This is a genomic window from Massilia sp. P2_C2, from assembly GCF_056404615.1.
The window spans coordinates 1-13,745 of sequence record NZ_JBFUDR010000034.1 but is presented as its reverse complement, the minus strand read 5'-3'; the positions used below and the strand labels follow the sequence as shown (position 1 = coordinate 13,745).

At 68.4% G+C, this 13,745-nt stretch carries 12 protein-coding genes; 4 read left to right on the top strand and 8 right to left on the bottom strand.

Annotated features, from left to right (window positions below):
• The 3 genes from AC1DYX_RS06435 (at nucleotide 1) to AC1DYX_RS06425 (ending at nucleotide 3,656) form a co-directional block, all read left to right on the top strand.
• Complete coding sequence (locus AC1DYX_RS06435; protein WP_477257455.1) at nucleotides 1-621, top strand: Maf family protein; 621 nt, start codon at nucleotides 1-3, stop codon at nucleotides 619-621.
• 132 nt (nucleotides 622-753) lie between these two features.
• Nucleotides 754-2,229, top strand: coding sequence for a ribonuclease G (gene rng / locus AC1DYX_RS06430; protein ID WP_477257453.1), 1,476 nt, complete (start codon nucleotides 754-756; stop codon nucleotides 2,227-2,229).
• Nucleotides 2,230-2,552: 323 nt separating this feature from the next.
• Complete coding sequence (locus AC1DYX_RS06425; protein ID WP_477257451.1) at nucleotides 2,553-3,656, top strand: glycosyltransferase family 9 protein; 1,104 nt, start codon at nucleotides 2,553-2,555, stop codon at nucleotides 3,654-3,656.
• Between the two features lie 115 nt (nucleotides 3,657-3,771).
• Here the strand turns inward: AC1DYX_RS06425 and AC1DYX_RS06420 are convergent, their stop codons facing one another.
• From AC1DYX_RS06420 to AC1DYX_RS06395, 6 genes are read right to left on the bottom strand one after another with little or no spacing between them, the layout of a single operon-like run.
• Nucleotides 3,772-4,581 carry an ABC transporter substrate-binding protein gene (locus AC1DYX_RS06420; RefSeq protein WP_477257449.1) on the bottom strand — a complete coding sequence of 270 codons (810 nt, stop codon included), beginning with the start codon at nucleotides 4,579-4,581 and terminating at the stop codon, nucleotides 3,772-3,774.
• 18 nt (nucleotides 4,582-4,599) lie between these two features.
• Nucleotides 4,600-5,331, bottom strand: a complete 732-nt coding sequence (locus AC1DYX_RS06415) for an energy-coupling factor ABC transporter ATP-binding protein (protein WP_477257447.1) — start codon at nucleotides 5,329-5,331, stop codon at nucleotides 4,600-4,602.
• Entirely contained in the window at nucleotides 5,328-6,038 is a 711-nt protein-coding gene (locus tag AC1DYX_RS06410; RefSeq protein ID WP_477257445.1) for an ABC transporter permease, read from the bottom strand. The genes AC1DYX_RS06415 and AC1DYX_RS06410 overlap by 4 nt, the downstream gene beginning before the upstream one ends.
• Nucleotides 6,035-6,943 carry a formate dehydrogenase accessory sulfurtransferase FdhD gene (locus AC1DYX_RS06405; RefSeq protein WP_477257443.1) on the bottom strand — a complete coding sequence of 303 codons (909 nt, stop codon included), beginning with the start codon at nucleotides 6,941-6,943 and terminating at the stop codon, nucleotides 6,035-6,037. The genes AC1DYX_RS06410 and AC1DYX_RS06405 overlap by 4 nt, the downstream gene beginning before the upstream one ends.
• Complete coding sequence (gene fdhF / locus AC1DYX_RS06400; RefSeq protein WP_477257441.1) at nucleotides 6,940-9,720, bottom strand: formate dehydrogenase subunit alpha; 2,781 nt, start codon at nucleotides 9,718-9,720, stop codon at nucleotides 6,940-6,942. The genes AC1DYX_RS06405 and fdhF overlap by 4 nt, the downstream gene beginning before the upstream one ends.
• Entirely contained in the window at nucleotides 9,717-11,456 is a 1,740-nt protein-coding gene (locus tag AC1DYX_RS06395; protein ID WP_477257439.1) for an NAD(P)H-dependent oxidoreductase subunit E, read from the bottom strand. Before AC1DYX_RS06395 ends, fdhF begins: the two co-directional genes overlap by 4 nt.
• Nucleotides 11,457-11,539: 83 nt before the next feature.
• Between AC1DYX_RS06395 and AC1DYX_RS06390 the strand changes: the two genes are divergently transcribed.
• Nucleotides 11,540-13,036, top strand: coding sequence for a class I adenylate-forming enzyme family protein (locus AC1DYX_RS06390; protein ID WP_477257437.1), 1,497 nt, complete (start codon nucleotides 11,540-11,542; stop codon nucleotides 13,034-13,036).
• A 15-nt stretch (nucleotides 13,037-13,051) separates the two neighbouring features.
• On the opposite strand, the gene AC1DYX_RS06385 is transcribed toward AC1DYX_RS06390, so the two are convergent.
• Both AC1DYX_RS06385 and AC1DYX_RS06380 read right to left on the bottom strand, forming a co-directional pair.
• Nucleotides 13,052-13,288: a hypothetical protein gene (locus AC1DYX_RS06385; protein ID WP_477257435.1), complete on the bottom strand. Its 237-nt coding sequence runs from the start codon at nucleotides 13,286-13,288 to the stop codon at nucleotides 13,052-13,054.
• Between the two features lie 12 nt (nucleotides 13,289-13,300).
• On the bottom strand, nucleotides 13,301-13,745 hold a 445-nt coding region (locus AC1DYX_RS06380; RefSeq protein WP_477257433.1), incomplete at its 5' end, for an RNA-guided endonuclease InsQ/TnpB family protein.

Here is a 13,745-nt window from a genome sequence, read left to right as displayed (position 1 = left end):
ATGAAACAGCTCGACAAGAAAATCTACCTCGCCTCGAAGAGCCCACGCCGGCGCGAACTGCTGCGCCAGGTCGGCATCGACTTCGACATCCTGAGCCTGCGCGCCGATCCGGCCCGCGGCATCGACGTCAGCGAAGACACGTTCGCGGGCGAGCCTGCGCTGGCCTACGTGGAACGCGTGGCGCGCTCGAAAGGCGCGTTCGCATGGAATGTGCTGCACATGCGCCGCATGCCGCTGCGTCCCGTGCTGTCGGCCGATACGACCGTCACCATCGACGGCGAGATCCTCGGCAAGCCGGCCGACCCGAAGGAAGCCTATGCGATGCTGGAACGCCTGGCGGGCCGCACGCACCAGGTGCTGACCTCGGTCGCCGTGCATTACACGGACGTGTTCGAGCAGGTGACGCAGGTGTCGAACGTACGGTTCGCCCAGCTCACGCCGGAAATGATCCAGGCTTATTGCGCGACGCCCGAGCCGTACGACAAGGCCGGCGCCTATGGCATCCAGGGACTGGCCGCGCTGTTCATCGAGCACATCGAAGGCAGCCATTCCGGCATCATGGGCTTGCCCGTGTTCGAAACGGCGCAGTTGTTACAAAGAGCCGGTGTCGCGGTCCTGTAACGGAACCCGGCCGTAGGGTGGGCACCCATGTGCCCACGCGAATGCCGGCAAGATGCAAACGTTACGCGTGGGCACAGGGCGCCCACCCTACGTGTATTATGTCACTCTGAACAATAATCACGGCACGGCCACATGACTGAAGACATCCTGATCAATATCACCCCCCAGGAAACGCGCGTCGCGCTGGTGGTACAGGGTGCCGTACAAGAATTGCACATCGAGCGCACGCTCACCCGCGGTCTCGCCGGCAACGTTTATCTCGGCAAGGTCGTGCGGGTACTCCCGGGCATGCAGTCGGCCTTCATCGACATCGGCCTCGAACGGGCCGCCTTCCTGCACGTTGCCGACATCTGGGAAGCCAGGCCGCACGACGGCGCCAATGGTGCAAGCAACAGCGCGCCGACGCCCATCGAAAAGATCCTGTTTGACGGCCAGGCGCTCACGGTCCAGGTAATCAAGGACCCGATCGGCACCAAGGGGGCGCGCCTGTCCACGCAGATTTCCATCGCCGGCCGCATGCTCGTCTATCTCCCGCAGGACAAGCACATCGGCATCTCGCAAAAGATCGAGAAGGAATCCGAACGGGAAGCCCTGCGCGCGCGCCTCGCGGGCCTGCTGCCGCCGGACGAAAACGGCGGTTACATCGTGCGCACCCAGGCCGAGGACGCCTCCGACGCCGACCTGGCCGCCGACATCGACTACCTGCGCAAGACCTGGGGCGCGATCACCAAGGGCGCACGCACGCGGCCCGCGACGAGCCTGCTGTACCAGGACCTGAGCCTGGCCCAGCGCGTGCTGCGCGACTTCGTCCACGACGAGACGGCCGCGATCCTCGTCGACTCGCGCGAGAACTACCTGAAACTGGTCGAATTCGCCCAGGTGTACACGCCCAGCGTGCTCTCCCGCCTGCAGCACTACACGGGCGAGCGGCCGTTGTTCGACCTGTATGGCGTGGAAGAAGAGATCCTGCGCGCGCTGGGCCGGCGCGTGGACCTCAAGTCGGGCGGCTACCTGATCGTCGACCAGACCGAGGCGATGACGACGATCGACGTCAACACGGGCGGCTTCGTGGGCGGACGCAATTTCGCCGACACCATCTTCAAGACGAACCTGGAGGCGGCGCACGCCATCGCGCGCCAACTGCGGCTGCGCAACCTGGGCGGCATCATCATCCTCGACTTCATCGACATGGAAAACAACGAGCACCGTAACGCCGTGCTCGCCGAACTCAAGAAGACCCTGTCGCGCGACCGCACCAAGGTCTCCGTGAGCGGCTTCTCGGCACTGGGCCTGGTCGAGATGACGCGCAAGCGCACGCGCGAATCGCTGGCCCACATCCTGTGCGAGCCCTGCCCCGCCTGCGGCGGCAAGGGCCAGGTGAAGACCAGCCGGACGATCTGCTACGAGATCCTGCGCGAACTGCTGCGCGAGGCCAAGCAGTTCAACCCGCGCGAGTTCCGCATCGTCGCGTCGCAGGAAGTGGTCGACCTGTTCCTGGAAGAGGAGTCGCAGCACCTGGCCATGCTGGGCGATTTCATCGGCAAAAGGATATCGCTGCAGGTTGAACGGGGCTATCATCAGGAGCAGTACGACGTCATCCTGATGTAACGCGTGATGTGGCGCGTGATGTGGTGCTAATGTCAATTTGATGTGCAGCGTCGCCGCCTGCAGGGCAATGATTTGCCATCCTGTTCAGTTCATGTTGCTCGCACAGGACAATACGTCTAAAAATATTGCCGAGGGCCACGCAACGCCCCGGTTTGGACTACAATTCGAGACAATTTGTTGAAGATTTTCGAAAGTTGGCGGTAGCGCGCATCCGGGCCAGGCAACCGGCACGCGGCCAGCCGACCGGTTGGCGCTGCTGATCGCAGACCTGATTCACCGCTGGCGGCGTCGGTACATCACTGGCAGGCGACCCGTAAGAGACAATGAACGTACCTATCATTCCTTCCGATCTGCTGAAGAAATCGGACAAGATCCTGTTCATCGCCCACCTGGCGTTGGGCGACTACACGTACCTGCAGAACTGCTTCCAGGCGTTCGCGCGCGCCTACCCGCACCTGAAACTTCACCTGTGGGTGGACGAAGTCCGCCGCACGAGCGACGCCTCGCAGTGGCCGCACCTGAAAAAGAACGTCCTGTACGACTGGCTCGACGCCTGCGACTTCATCGACAAGGTCTACAAACAGAATTACTCGCCCGAGCTGTTCCAGGAATCGATCCGGGAAGCGCAGCAGGAACATTATCCGATCGTCGTCTCGCTGGGCACGCTGCGTCCGCACTTCTATGCCGACCTCGCGCGCGAAATCAGCCCGCACGGCTTCGTGTTCGGCCTCAAGAAGCCGCACGGCCTGCAGGGCCTGATCCACTGGCTCAGCTACCGCAAGCTGGACGCCAGCCTCGACCCGGACGTGGCCGATCGCGCCAGCGCCCCGCACATCAGCGACGTACACGCGGCATGGTTCCGCCAGCTGGCCGGCGTCGACATCCCGCCCGCCAAGCGCATCCCGTTCGTGCACATCCCCGAGCAGTTCGTCGAAGGTGCCCGGGAACGGCTGCACGAGTGGGGTTTCGACCGCCGCCAGGGCAAGCTCGTGTTCATCAATCCGTTCGCCAAGACGCGCAAGCGCTGCTGGCCCGTCGAGCGCGTGGCCGACCTGATCACGACGCTGCGCGCCCAGCCGGAATGGCGCGACGCCTGCTTCATCGTCAACGCGGTGCCACAGGAAGTCGACAACGTGAAAGCCATGCTGGCCCGCCGCCAGCTCGACCGCACGGAGCTGTTCAGCGCCAACGAAAACTTCTTCCAGCTGCCGGCGATGCTGGCCCAGTGCGACCTGATCGTCTCGGTGGAAACGGCCGTGATGCACCTGGCGAACGCCGTCGGCGTGCCGGTCGTCGCGCTGATGCGCCAGAAGACGCCGGAATGGGCGCCCGTCGACAAGGCCAACAGCACCGTCATCACGGCCGACCAGCGACGCGATTGGGTCAAGGCGATTCCGGTGGATGCGGTCATGCACGCGTTGGCGTGACGCCGACCAGCTTGCTCCGACAGGGCCGCGTGTGCGGCCCTTTGTTTTTTCATTCATACGCTGCCGTAGGGTGGGCTCCCCGAGCCCACGCGTCAACGCACGCAAGAACGACCGGTCATTTCGCGGACGGGAAGAACAGCTGCTCCCCGGCCGGCTTGAACGACGCGATCCGCGCCTGCCCTGCCGGCGACGTGATCCAGTCGATCAACGCCTTCGCCCCCTTGTCGTTGATGCCCTTGTGCTTCTCCGGATTGATGGCGATGATCCCGTACGGATTGAACATGCGCCTGTCGCCCTGGACGAGGATCGCGAGGCCCGTCCTGGCCTTGTACGCCCCATACGTCGCCCGGTCCGTCAGCGTGTACGCGCCCATCTCGGCCGCCATGTTCAGCACCTCGCCCATGCCGAGGCCGGCGCTGACGTAATTGGCGCCCGCGGGCCTGGTGCCGGCCTGCTGCCAATAACCCTTCTCCATCACGTCCGTGCCGGAATTGTCGCCGCGCGAGATGAACTTCACGTTGGCCGCCGCGATCTTCCTGAAGGCCGCGATGACGTCGTGACTGCCCTTCACGCCCGCCGGGTCGCCCGTGGGCCCCGCGACGATGAAGTCGTTGTACATCACGTCGTGGCGGTCGATGCCCCACCCCTCGGCCACGAACTTGTCCTCAAGCTGGCGCGCGTGGACCAGCGTGACGTCCACGTCGCCGTTCCTGCCCAGCTCCAGCGCCTTGCCCGTGCCGACCGAGATCACGTTGACCTTGATACCCGTCTTCGCTTCGAACGCGGGCAGCAGATAGCCCAGCAGGCCCGAGTTTTCCGTACTGGTCGTGGTCGACAGCCGCAGGACTTTGTCCGACTGCGCATGCGCGAACGGCGGCGCGACGGCCAGGCCGGCGATGAAAGCGAGGATGGAACGGCGTTGCATGGATGCTCCTTGTGGTAATCAGCGGACTTCGAGATGTCCGTCGCGCAGCTTGAGTCTCTGCACGCCCGGCAGGTTGATCAGGTCGCGGTCGTGGCAGGCGATGACGATGCTGCTGCCCGCTTCGACCATCGTCGGGATCAGGGCGATCACCTGTTCGCGCGCCGCGCCGTCGAGGTTCGCCGTGGGCTCGTCCAGCAGCAGCAGGCGTGGCTGCAAGACTTTCGCGCGCGCCAGCGCCACGCGCTGCTTTTCCCCGCCCGACAGCCGGGCCGGCGCCGTATCGCGCAGGTGCGCCACGCCGGCCCAGGCCATCGCTTCTTCGACGACGGGCCGCACGGCCCCCGGCGGCTCGCCGCGCACGACGAGGCCGTAGCCGATGTTGTCGGCGACGCTCGTCGAGAACAGGATCGGATGCTGGTGCACGTAGACGATGGCCCGGCGCAGCGCGCGCGGATAAGGGTGCACGCGCAGCACGTCCTCGCCGTCAAAGCGCAGGCTGGCGATCTCGGCCCGCTCCAGGCCGCCCAGCACGCGCAACAGGGTGCTCTTGCCGGCGCCGTTCATCCCCGTCAGCACATAGGCGCTGTGCGTGGCGATCTCGAGCCGGTCGATGTCGAACAACAGCCGGTCGCCGTGGCGCTTGCGCAGGCCGCGCACGCCCAGCAGGGCCTTGCGGCGCTCGTCGCGCTGCGGGATGTGCGCGTTCTCGCAGACGGCCGCCGTGATCTGCGAGTGGATGCCGATGCTCATGCGCGTTCCCGGATCGTATGGGCATCGCCCTGCAGCAGCATCAGCGCGCCGTTCATCAGCAGCGCGAGCGTGACGAGCACGATGCCGAGCGCGATACCCTGGGCGAACTCGCCCTTGCTCGTCTCCAGCGCGATCGCGGTCGTGATCGTGCGCGTCTCCCCTTCGATGTTCCCGCCCACCATCAGCGCGCAGCCGACCTCGGAGATCACGCGGCCGAAGCCGGACAGCACGGCCGCCATCACGCCGAAGCGCGCCTCGTACAGCACCCGTACCATCACCTGCAGCGGCGCGGCGCCCAGCGCGATCGCGGTCTCGGCATAGCGCGGATCGGTTCCCTGCACGGCCGCCAGCGTGAACGCGAGCAGCACGGGCAGCGCGACGATGCACTGGCCGAACACGATGCCGGGCTGCGAGAACAGCCAGTGCAGGCCGCCCAGCGGTCCATGGCGCGACAGCAGCAGGTACAGCAGCAGGCCGATCAGCACGGTCGGCAGCGACAGCGCCGCCTGCGCCAGCCAGATGACGATGCGCCGCCCCGTGAAGCGCCGCATGGCGACGACGTAGCCGATCAGGACGGCCGGCGGCGTGGCGAGCACGAGCCCGACGATGCTCGTCTTGAGCGACACCCAGACGATGCGCCACAGGTCGGGATCGCCCGTGAACAGCAGCGTGAAGGCGCGCAGGATCGCATCCGGAATCGCATTCATGCGGGTGAAACAGTGGCGGCGGCGGCCGGGCGCAGGCGCGCGGCTTCCAGGGCGGCCAGCCAGTCCGGCTCGAACACGAGGCGCTCGGCGCCGGACAGCAGCAGGAAATGGTGGCCGCTGCAGCGCGCCAGCAGCGACATCCCGACCTGCCGCGCCACCGCATGCCCCATCTGCGTCGTGCCGGAGCGCGACAGCAGGAACGGGATGCCCATCTGCGCGCCCTTGATCACCATTTCGGAGGTCAACCGGCCGGTCGTGTAGAACACCTTGTCGGCACCTTGCATCCCTTCGAGCCACATCAGGCCGGCGATGGCGTCGACGGCGTTGTGGCGGCCGACGTCCTCGATGAACCACAGCAGTTCGCCGTCGTTGGTGAACAGCGCGCAGCCGTGCACGGAGCCGGCCTGCTTGTACACGGATTGCTGGGTGCGCACGGTCTCGACGATGCGGTGCACGACGGACTGTTTCAAACGCGCGTCGGGCGGCAGGACGATGCGCTCGACCTCGTCCATCAGGCCGCCGAACACGGAGCCCTGGCCGCAGCCCGTGGTGACGACTTTCTTCGCCGTGCGCGCCTCGACGTCCTGGATGCCGCCGCGCGTGACGACGGCGACGGCATCCACCGACCAGTCGACCTGCACGGACACGACGTCTTCGAGCGAGCGCACGAGGCGCTGGTTGCGCAAATAGCCGAGCGTGAGCGCCTCGGGTGCCGCGCCCAGCGTCATCAGGGTGACGAGCTCGCGCTTGTCCACGTAGACCGTCAGGGGCCGCTCGGCCGGGATGTGCAGCGTCTCGTGGCGCCCGCGCTCATCGATGGCCTCTACCTGCTGCGTGAGGCCGGCGCTGGCCTGGGACAGCAGCGGACGGTAACGCGTGCCTGACGACGGTGCTGGGGTTCTCATTCTTGCAATTGTGCCATGCCTCGCAAAATCTGGCCGCCACCAAAGGAACCCTGGCGCTCGACCTCCCCGCCCAGCCGCACGCGCACGGCGCAGTACTTGAATTCCGGGATCTTGCCGAACGGGTCCAGCGCCGGATTCGTCAGGCGGTTGATCGCGGCCTCGTAATAACAGAACGGGACGAACACGGCCCCGCGCGGCGTGCCGTCGTCGGCCCTGGCATACAGCGCCACCTCGCCGCGGCGCGACGCGATCGTGATCACGTCGCCCGGCCGGCCTTTGATCGCTTCCAGGTCGAGCGGATGCACGAGGGCGACCGGGTCCGGCTCCAGCGCGTCCAGCACGCCGGCGCGGCGCGTCATGCTGCCCGTGTGCCAGTGCTCGAGCTGGCGGCCCGTGATCAGCACGACGGGATACTCGGTGTCGGGACGCTCGTCCGCCGGGATGATGTCGGCCGGGACGAAGCGTGCGCGGCCACCGGCACGCGGGAACGTCTCCGTGAACACGACGGGTTCGCCCGGATCGCCCGCCACGCGGCACGGATACGTGACGGCACCGTCGCGCTCGAGCCGGTCCCACGTGATGCCGGCGATGCTGGGCAGGAGCCTGCGCATCTCGTCGAACACGGCGGCCGGTCCGTCGTAATCCCACGGCTGGCCGAGCCGGCGCGCGATTTGCTGGATGATCCACAGGTCCTGGCGCGCCTGCCCCGGCGGGTCGAGCGCCTGGCGGCCCAGCTGCACGACGCGGTCCGTGTTCGTGAACGAGCCCGTCTTTTCCGCGAAGCTGGAGGCCGGCAGGATCACGTCGGCGAGATAGGCGGTCTCGGTCAGGAAGATGTCCTGCACGACGAGGTGCTCCAGCGCGGCCAGCGCTGCGCGCGCGTGGTTCGCGTCCGGGTCGGACATGGCCGGGTTCTCGCCCATGATGTACATGCCTTTGATCCCACCCGCGAGGATGTCGTCCATGATCTCGACGACCGTCAGGCCCGGCTTGCTGTCGAGCGTCTGGCCCCACGCGGCTTCGAAGATCGCCTGCGCGGAAGGATCGTCGACGCGGCGGTAGTCCGGATACATCATCGGAATGAGGCCGGCATCCGACGCGCCCTGCACGTTGTTCTGGCCGCGCAGCGGATGCAGCCCCGTGCCGGGGCGGCCGATCTGGCCCGTCATCAGTGCCAGCGCGATCAGGCAGCGCGCATTGTCCGTGCCGTGCACGTGCTGCGAGATGCCCATGCCCCACAAGATCATCGATCCCTTCGACGTGGCATACAGCCGCGCCACGTAGCGGATCGTCTCCGCATCGATGCCGCAGATGGGCGCCATCGCTTCCGGGCTGTAGTTCGCCACGTTCGCGGCCAGCGCGTCGTAGCCGCTCGTACGGTCCTCGATGAACGCGCGGTCGACGAGGCCCTCCTCGACGATCGTGTGCATCATCGCGTTGAGCAGCGCCACGTCCGTGTCCGGCTTGAACTGCAGGAAGCGGTGCGCGTGGCGCGCAAGGTCCGAGCGGCGCGGGTCCGCCACGATCAGCTTCGTGCCCGTGCGCGCCGCGTTCTTCATCCACGTGGCGGCGACCGGGTGGTTCACGGTCGGGTTGGCGCCGATGACGATCACGACCTCCGCGCGCGTCACGTCCATCACCGGATTCGACACGGCGCCGGAGCCGATCCCTTCCAGCAGCGCGGCGACGGACGACGCATGGCACAGCCGCGTGCAGTGGTCGACGTTGTTGCTGCCGAAGCCCGTGCGCACCAGCTTCTGGAACAAATAGGCTTCCTCGTTGCTGCCCTTGGCCGAGCCGAAGCCCGCCAGCGCGCGGCCGCCATGCGCGGCGCGGATGCGCGCGAGGCCGCCGCCGGCCGCCTCCAGCGCCTCTTTCCACGTCGCCTCGCGGAACACGTCCAGCACGCGCGCCGGGTCCATCGTGAAGTCGCCGCGCTTCGGCACGCCTTCCTTGCGGATCAGCGGCATCGTCAGGCGCTGCGGGTGGTGCGCGTAGTCGTAGCCATAGCGGCCCTTCACGCACAGGCGGCCGTGGTTGGCGGGCCCGTCGCGGCCTTCGACCTGGACGATGCGGTTGTCCTTCACGTGGTAGGTCAGCTGGCAGCCCACGCCGCAGTACGGGCAGACGGAATCGACGCGCTTGTCCGGCACGACGAGTGCCGCGGCGCGCGCCGGCGCCAGCGCCCCGGTCGGGCAGGCCTGCACGCACTCGCCGCAGGCCACGCACGTGGAGGCGCCCATCGCATCGCCCTGGTCGAACACGATGCGCGCGTTCTCCCCGCGGCCCGCGAGGCCGATGACGTCGTTGACCTGCTCGTCGCGGCAGGCGCGCACGCAGCGCGTGCACTGGATGCAGGCGTCGAGGTTCACCGTGATCGCGGCGTGGCTCGGGTCCGGCGGCGGCACCTGGCGCGTGGCGGGGAAACGCGACGCGCCGACGCCGAGCCTGGTCGCCCAGACCGCAACCTCGTCCTGCCGCGTGTACGTCGTGGGCGGCAGGTCGGACAGCAGCAGTTCCAGCACCATCCTGCGGGCCGCGACGGCGCGTTCGCTGTCCGTGCGCACCTTCATGCCGGGTGCCGGATGGCGGCAGCACGACGGCGCCAGGGTGCGCTCGCCCTCGATCTCCACGACGCAGGCGCGGCAATTCCCGGCCGGTTCCAGCCCGTCCTTGTGGCACAGGTGCGGCAGCGCGATGCCGGCGCGGGCTGCGGCTTCGAATAGCGTCTCGAAGGGCCGCACCTCGATGTCGCGGCCGTCGATCTCGACATTCATACGATCCCCAATTCGTGTGAAAAATACCTGATGACGCAGTCGAACGGATTCGGCGCGGCCTGGCCCAGGCCGCAGATCGACGCGTCGCGCATCACCTGCGACAGCTCGGCCAGCAGCGCCGTGTCCCACGTCTCCCTTTCCATCAGCGCGACCGCTTTCGCCGTGCCGGCGCGGCAGGGCGTGCACTGGCCGCACGATTCGTCGCGGAAGAAGCGCAACGTGTTCAGCGCGGCCGCGCGGGCGGAATCGCGGTCGGACAGCACGACGATGGCGGCCGAGCCGATGAAGCAGCCATGGCGCTGCAGGGTGTCGAAGTCGAGCGGGACGTCCGCCAGCGACGCCGGCAGGATGCCGCCCGATGCGCCGCCCGGCAGGTAGGCGTAGAACGCGTGTCCGTCCTGCATGCCGCCGCAGTATTCGTCGAGCAGTTCGCGCATCGAGATGCCGGCCGGCGCCAGTTTCACGCCCGGCTCGCGTACGCGGCCCGACACGGAGAACGAACGCAGCCCGTGCCGCCCATGCCGGCCCCGGTTCGTGAACCACTCGGCGCCGCGCTCGACGATGTCGCGCACCCAGTGCAGCGTCTCCAGGTTGTGCTCCAGCGTGGGCCGCCCGAACAGGCCGACCTGAGCGACATACGGTGGACGCAGCCGGGGCATGCCGCGCTTGCCCTCGATCGATTCGATCATCGCGGACTCCTCGCCGCAGATGTACGCGCCGGCGCCGCGGCGCAGGACGATCTCGGGCATGTCCGGCACGGGCGGATCCGCGCGCAGCCGGTCCAGCTCCGCCGCCAGCATCGCGCGCAGCCCATGGTATTCGTCGCGCAAATACAGGTAGATCGTGGCTATGCCCACGGCCCACGCGGCGATGAGCGCGCCTTCCAGGAAGCGGTGCGGGTCGTGCTCGAGGTAGTGCCGGTCCTTGAACGTGCCCGGCTCGCCTTCGTCGATGTTGACGGCCATGAGGCGCGGTCCCGGTTCGTTCCTGACGATGCGCCACTTGCGGCCGGCCGGGAAGCCGGCGCCGCCGAGGCCGCGCAGGCCGGACGCCATCAGGGTGACGATCACGCTCTCCGGATCGAAGCGCCCTGCCACGCAGGCGCGCAGCAGCCGGTAGCCGCCGCCGTCGCGGTAGGCGTCGTAGCCGATGTGCCCTTCGTGCACGTGCGTGGTGGCGCCGGCCGCCACGGTGGCCAGCACGCTTTCCGCGCTCGCATGCACCACCGGGCGCTGGCCCACGAGCGCGGCCGGCGCCGCGTCGCAGCGGCCGATGCAGGGCGCGGCCAGCACGCGCACCCCGGTGCCGAGGATGCCCGGCAGGCGCTCCAGCAGGTCGCGCGCACCGGCCAGCTCGCACGACAGGCCGGCGCACACGCGCACGGTCAGCGCCGGCGGCGGGTCCTCGCCGTCGCGCAGCACGTCGAAATGGTGATAGAACGTCGCGACTTCGTAAACTTCGGACTGGGCCAGGCCCAGTTCCTGCGCCAGCGCGGCCAGGTGCGCGGCGGAGAGGCACCCGAAGCGGTCCTGCAACACGTGCAGGTGCTCGATCAGGAGGTCGCGCCGCCGGGGTGCCGCGCCGAGCGCGCCACGCACCTCGGCCAGCGCCTGCGGATCGACGCGCCGTCCCTTGGGGGCCTCGCGCCGGCGCTGGCGGCTCGGGGTTCCCCCGCCTGCCTCGGCCATGATCGGGATCACCGTCCTGCCGGCTGCGGGTGCCGCGGGGTCTTCCATGTCTTCTCCTGTACGGGGTCGGTCGATTTTGAAATAATATACCCTTGGAAACTCAATGGGGCGCCCGGCCGCCCCTGATTGTCATGCTCGACCTCTCCGCGCTGCCCGCGCGCATCGACGCCATCCCGAAAAGCGCGGCCGCGCGCACGCCGGATGCGCCGGCCCTCGTGGACGCGGGCCGCACGCTGACTTATGCCGACCTCTCCGTCCTCGTCGACCGCCGCGCCGGACAGTTGCGCGCGCTGGGCGTGCGCCCCGGCGACCGCGTGCTGGTGGCCAGCGAGAACTGCGCGGACCAGGTCGCGCTGATCTTCGCCGCCGCGGCCGTCGACGCGTGGATCGTCAACGTCAATCCGCGTTTGACCGCACCGGAACTGGAGGCGATCCGTACGCACAGCGGCGCGCGCATCGCGCTGTACACGGCGGCCGTCTCGCCCGAGGCCGCGGCCCACGCCGCCCGCGCCGGCGCCACGCCCGACGACGGCCTGATGGTCGGCCCGCTGAACGCGGATGCCGTGCCGGAAACCGACGACGGTATCGCCGCCCTCGTCTACACGACGGGCACCACGGGCACCCCGAAAGGCGTGATGCTGAGCCACCGCAGCCTGCTGTTCGTGGCCGCCGTGTCGAGCCGGCTGCGCGGCCTGAACCCGGCCGACCACGCCTGGGGCGTGCTGCCCATCTCGCACGTGTACGGCCTGACGTCCGTGATGCTGGGCACGCTCAGCGCAGGTGCCTGCCTGCATCTCGCGCCGCGCTTCACGCCCGAGGCCATGCTGGCCGCGATCCGCGACGACGGCCTGTCCATCGTGCAAGGCGTGCCGGCGATGTACGCACGCCTGCTGGAACACGTCGGCGCCGACGCCCGGCTGCCGTCGCGCCTGCGCTTCGCCTACGCCGGCGGTTCGCCGCTGGACCCGGCCCTCAAGGCGGCCGTCGAGCGCCTGCTGGGGGTGCCGCTGCACAACGGGTATGGCCTGTCCGAAGCGGCCCCCACGGTCAGCCAGACCCGCCTGGACGCACCGCGCGCCGACACGTCCGTCGGGCAGGCGATCCCCGGCGTCGAGGTGCGCGTCGTGGGCAAGGATGGGCAGGACGTGGCGGATGGCGAAGCGGGCGAACTGTGGGTGCGCGGGCCGAACCTGATGCGCGGCTATTATCGCGATCCGGACGCGACGGCGGCGGCGCTGCGTCCCGGCGGCTGGCTGAACACGGGCGACATGGCGCGGCGCGCGGCGGACGGCGCCCTGTTCATCGTCGGCCGCACGAAGGAATTGATCATCCGGTCGGGCTTCAACGTATTCCCGCTGGAAGTGGAGACGGCGCTGAACGCGCATCCTTGTGTGACGCAGTCGGCCGTCGTGGGCCGCACGGTGGCCGGCGGCAACGAGGAAGTCATCGCGTTCGTGCAGCCCGATCCGCGCCACACGCCTTCCGAGGCGGAGCTGCGCGCGTGGGCGGCGGCGCGGCTGGCGCCGTACAAGCGGCCGGCGCGCATCGTCATGCTGGATGCGCTGCCGGCTGCGGCAAATGGCAAGGTGCTGAAACACGTCCTCAAGGGCATGGCGGCCCGGTTGTAATGCCTCATCGGCGCCTCATCGGCGCCGCTTCTTCCAGTTGTAATCGGGCCCGGTGACATCCACGCCGGGATGCCCGACCACGTCCGGGTGCTCCGAACACATCGTCACGAAACGCACGCCCTCGCCTTCGCGCTGGCGCCGGCGCAGGTCTTCCATGAAGCGCATCGCGGGCACCATCGCGCTGGTATCGAACGCCTGCGCGTGCGGGGTATGGCGCTCCCCTTCCTCGATCGTCCAGTAGACCATGTACATTGCATTCTGCTATCAAAAATGTGAGCACAAGTGCTCGCCGTTTTCTTCCTGCCCCGAGCCGTCCTGCTGACCGTGCTCGTGCCTGGCAGGCGTCACTTTCCCTCCTCCCGCCAGCCGATCGCCGGCGGCAGTGCCCGGCGTCACCGCCCGGCTCGCCAAGGGTAGCGCAGTTTGCGCCGCGAGGGCGCCGGTTGCGAGCCGTTGCAGATTGGTCGCCGCGTTCACGTCGCGGTCGTGGTGCGCGCCGCACGCGGCGCAGGTCCAGGTGCGTTCGCCCAGCCCCAGCGCGCCATATCGGTCGCCGCACGCCGAACACAGCTTGCTCGACGGATACCACCGGCCCGCAAGCACGAGTTGGGTACCATAGCGCTCGGCCTTGTACTGGAGCTGGCGCCTGAATTCATAAAATCCGACGTCGCTGATCGCACGCGCCAGGCGGGCATTGGCCAGCATCCCG

What these genes read in the sequence shown, in the direction of transcription:
- AC1DYX_RS06435 (WP_477257455.1), top strand. Translation starts at nt 1, where the DNA reads ATGAAACAGCTCGACAAGAAAATCTACCTCGCCTCGAAGAGCCCACGC.
- rng (WP_477257453.1), top strand. Translation starts at nt 754, where the DNA reads ATGACTGAAGACATCCTGATCAATATCACCCCCCAGGAAACGCGCGTC.
- AC1DYX_RS06425 (WP_477257451.1), top strand. Translation starts at nt 2,553, where the DNA reads ATGAACGTACCTATCATTCCTTCCGATCTGCTGAAGAAATCGGACAAG.
- AC1DYX_RS06420 (WP_477257449.1), bottom strand. Translation starts at nt 4,581, where the DNA reads ATGCAACGCCGTTCCATCCTCGCTTTCATCGCCGGCCTGGCCGTCGCG.
- AC1DYX_RS06415 (WP_477257447.1), bottom strand. Translation starts at nt 5,331, where the DNA reads ATGAGCATCGGCATCCACTCGCAGATCACGGCGGCCGTCTGCGAGAAC.
- AC1DYX_RS06410 (WP_477257445.1), bottom strand. Translation starts at nt 6,038, where the DNA reads ATGAATGCGATTCCGGATGCGATCCTGCGCGCCTTCACGCTGCTGTTC.
- AC1DYX_RS06405 (WP_477257443.1), bottom strand. Translation starts at nt 6,943, where the DNA reads ATGAGAACCCCAGCACCGTCGTCAGGCACGCGTTACCGTCCGCTGCTG.
- fdhF (WP_477257441.1), bottom strand. Translation starts at nt 9,720, where the DNA reads ATGAATGTCGAGATCGACGGCCGCGACATCGAGGTGCGGCCCTTCGAG.
- AC1DYX_RS06395 (WP_477257439.1), bottom strand. Translation starts at nt 11,456, where the DNA reads ATGGAAGACCCCGCGGCACCCGCAGCCGGCAGGACGGTGATCCCGATC.
- AC1DYX_RS06390 (WP_477257437.1), top strand. Translation starts at nt 11,540, where the DNA reads ATGCTCGACCTCTCCGCGCTGCCCGCGCGCATCGACGCCATCCCGAAA.
- AC1DYX_RS06385 (WP_477257435.1), bottom strand. Translation starts at nt 13,288, where the DNA reads ATGTACATGGTCTACTGGACGATCGAGGAAGGGGAGCGCCATACCCCG.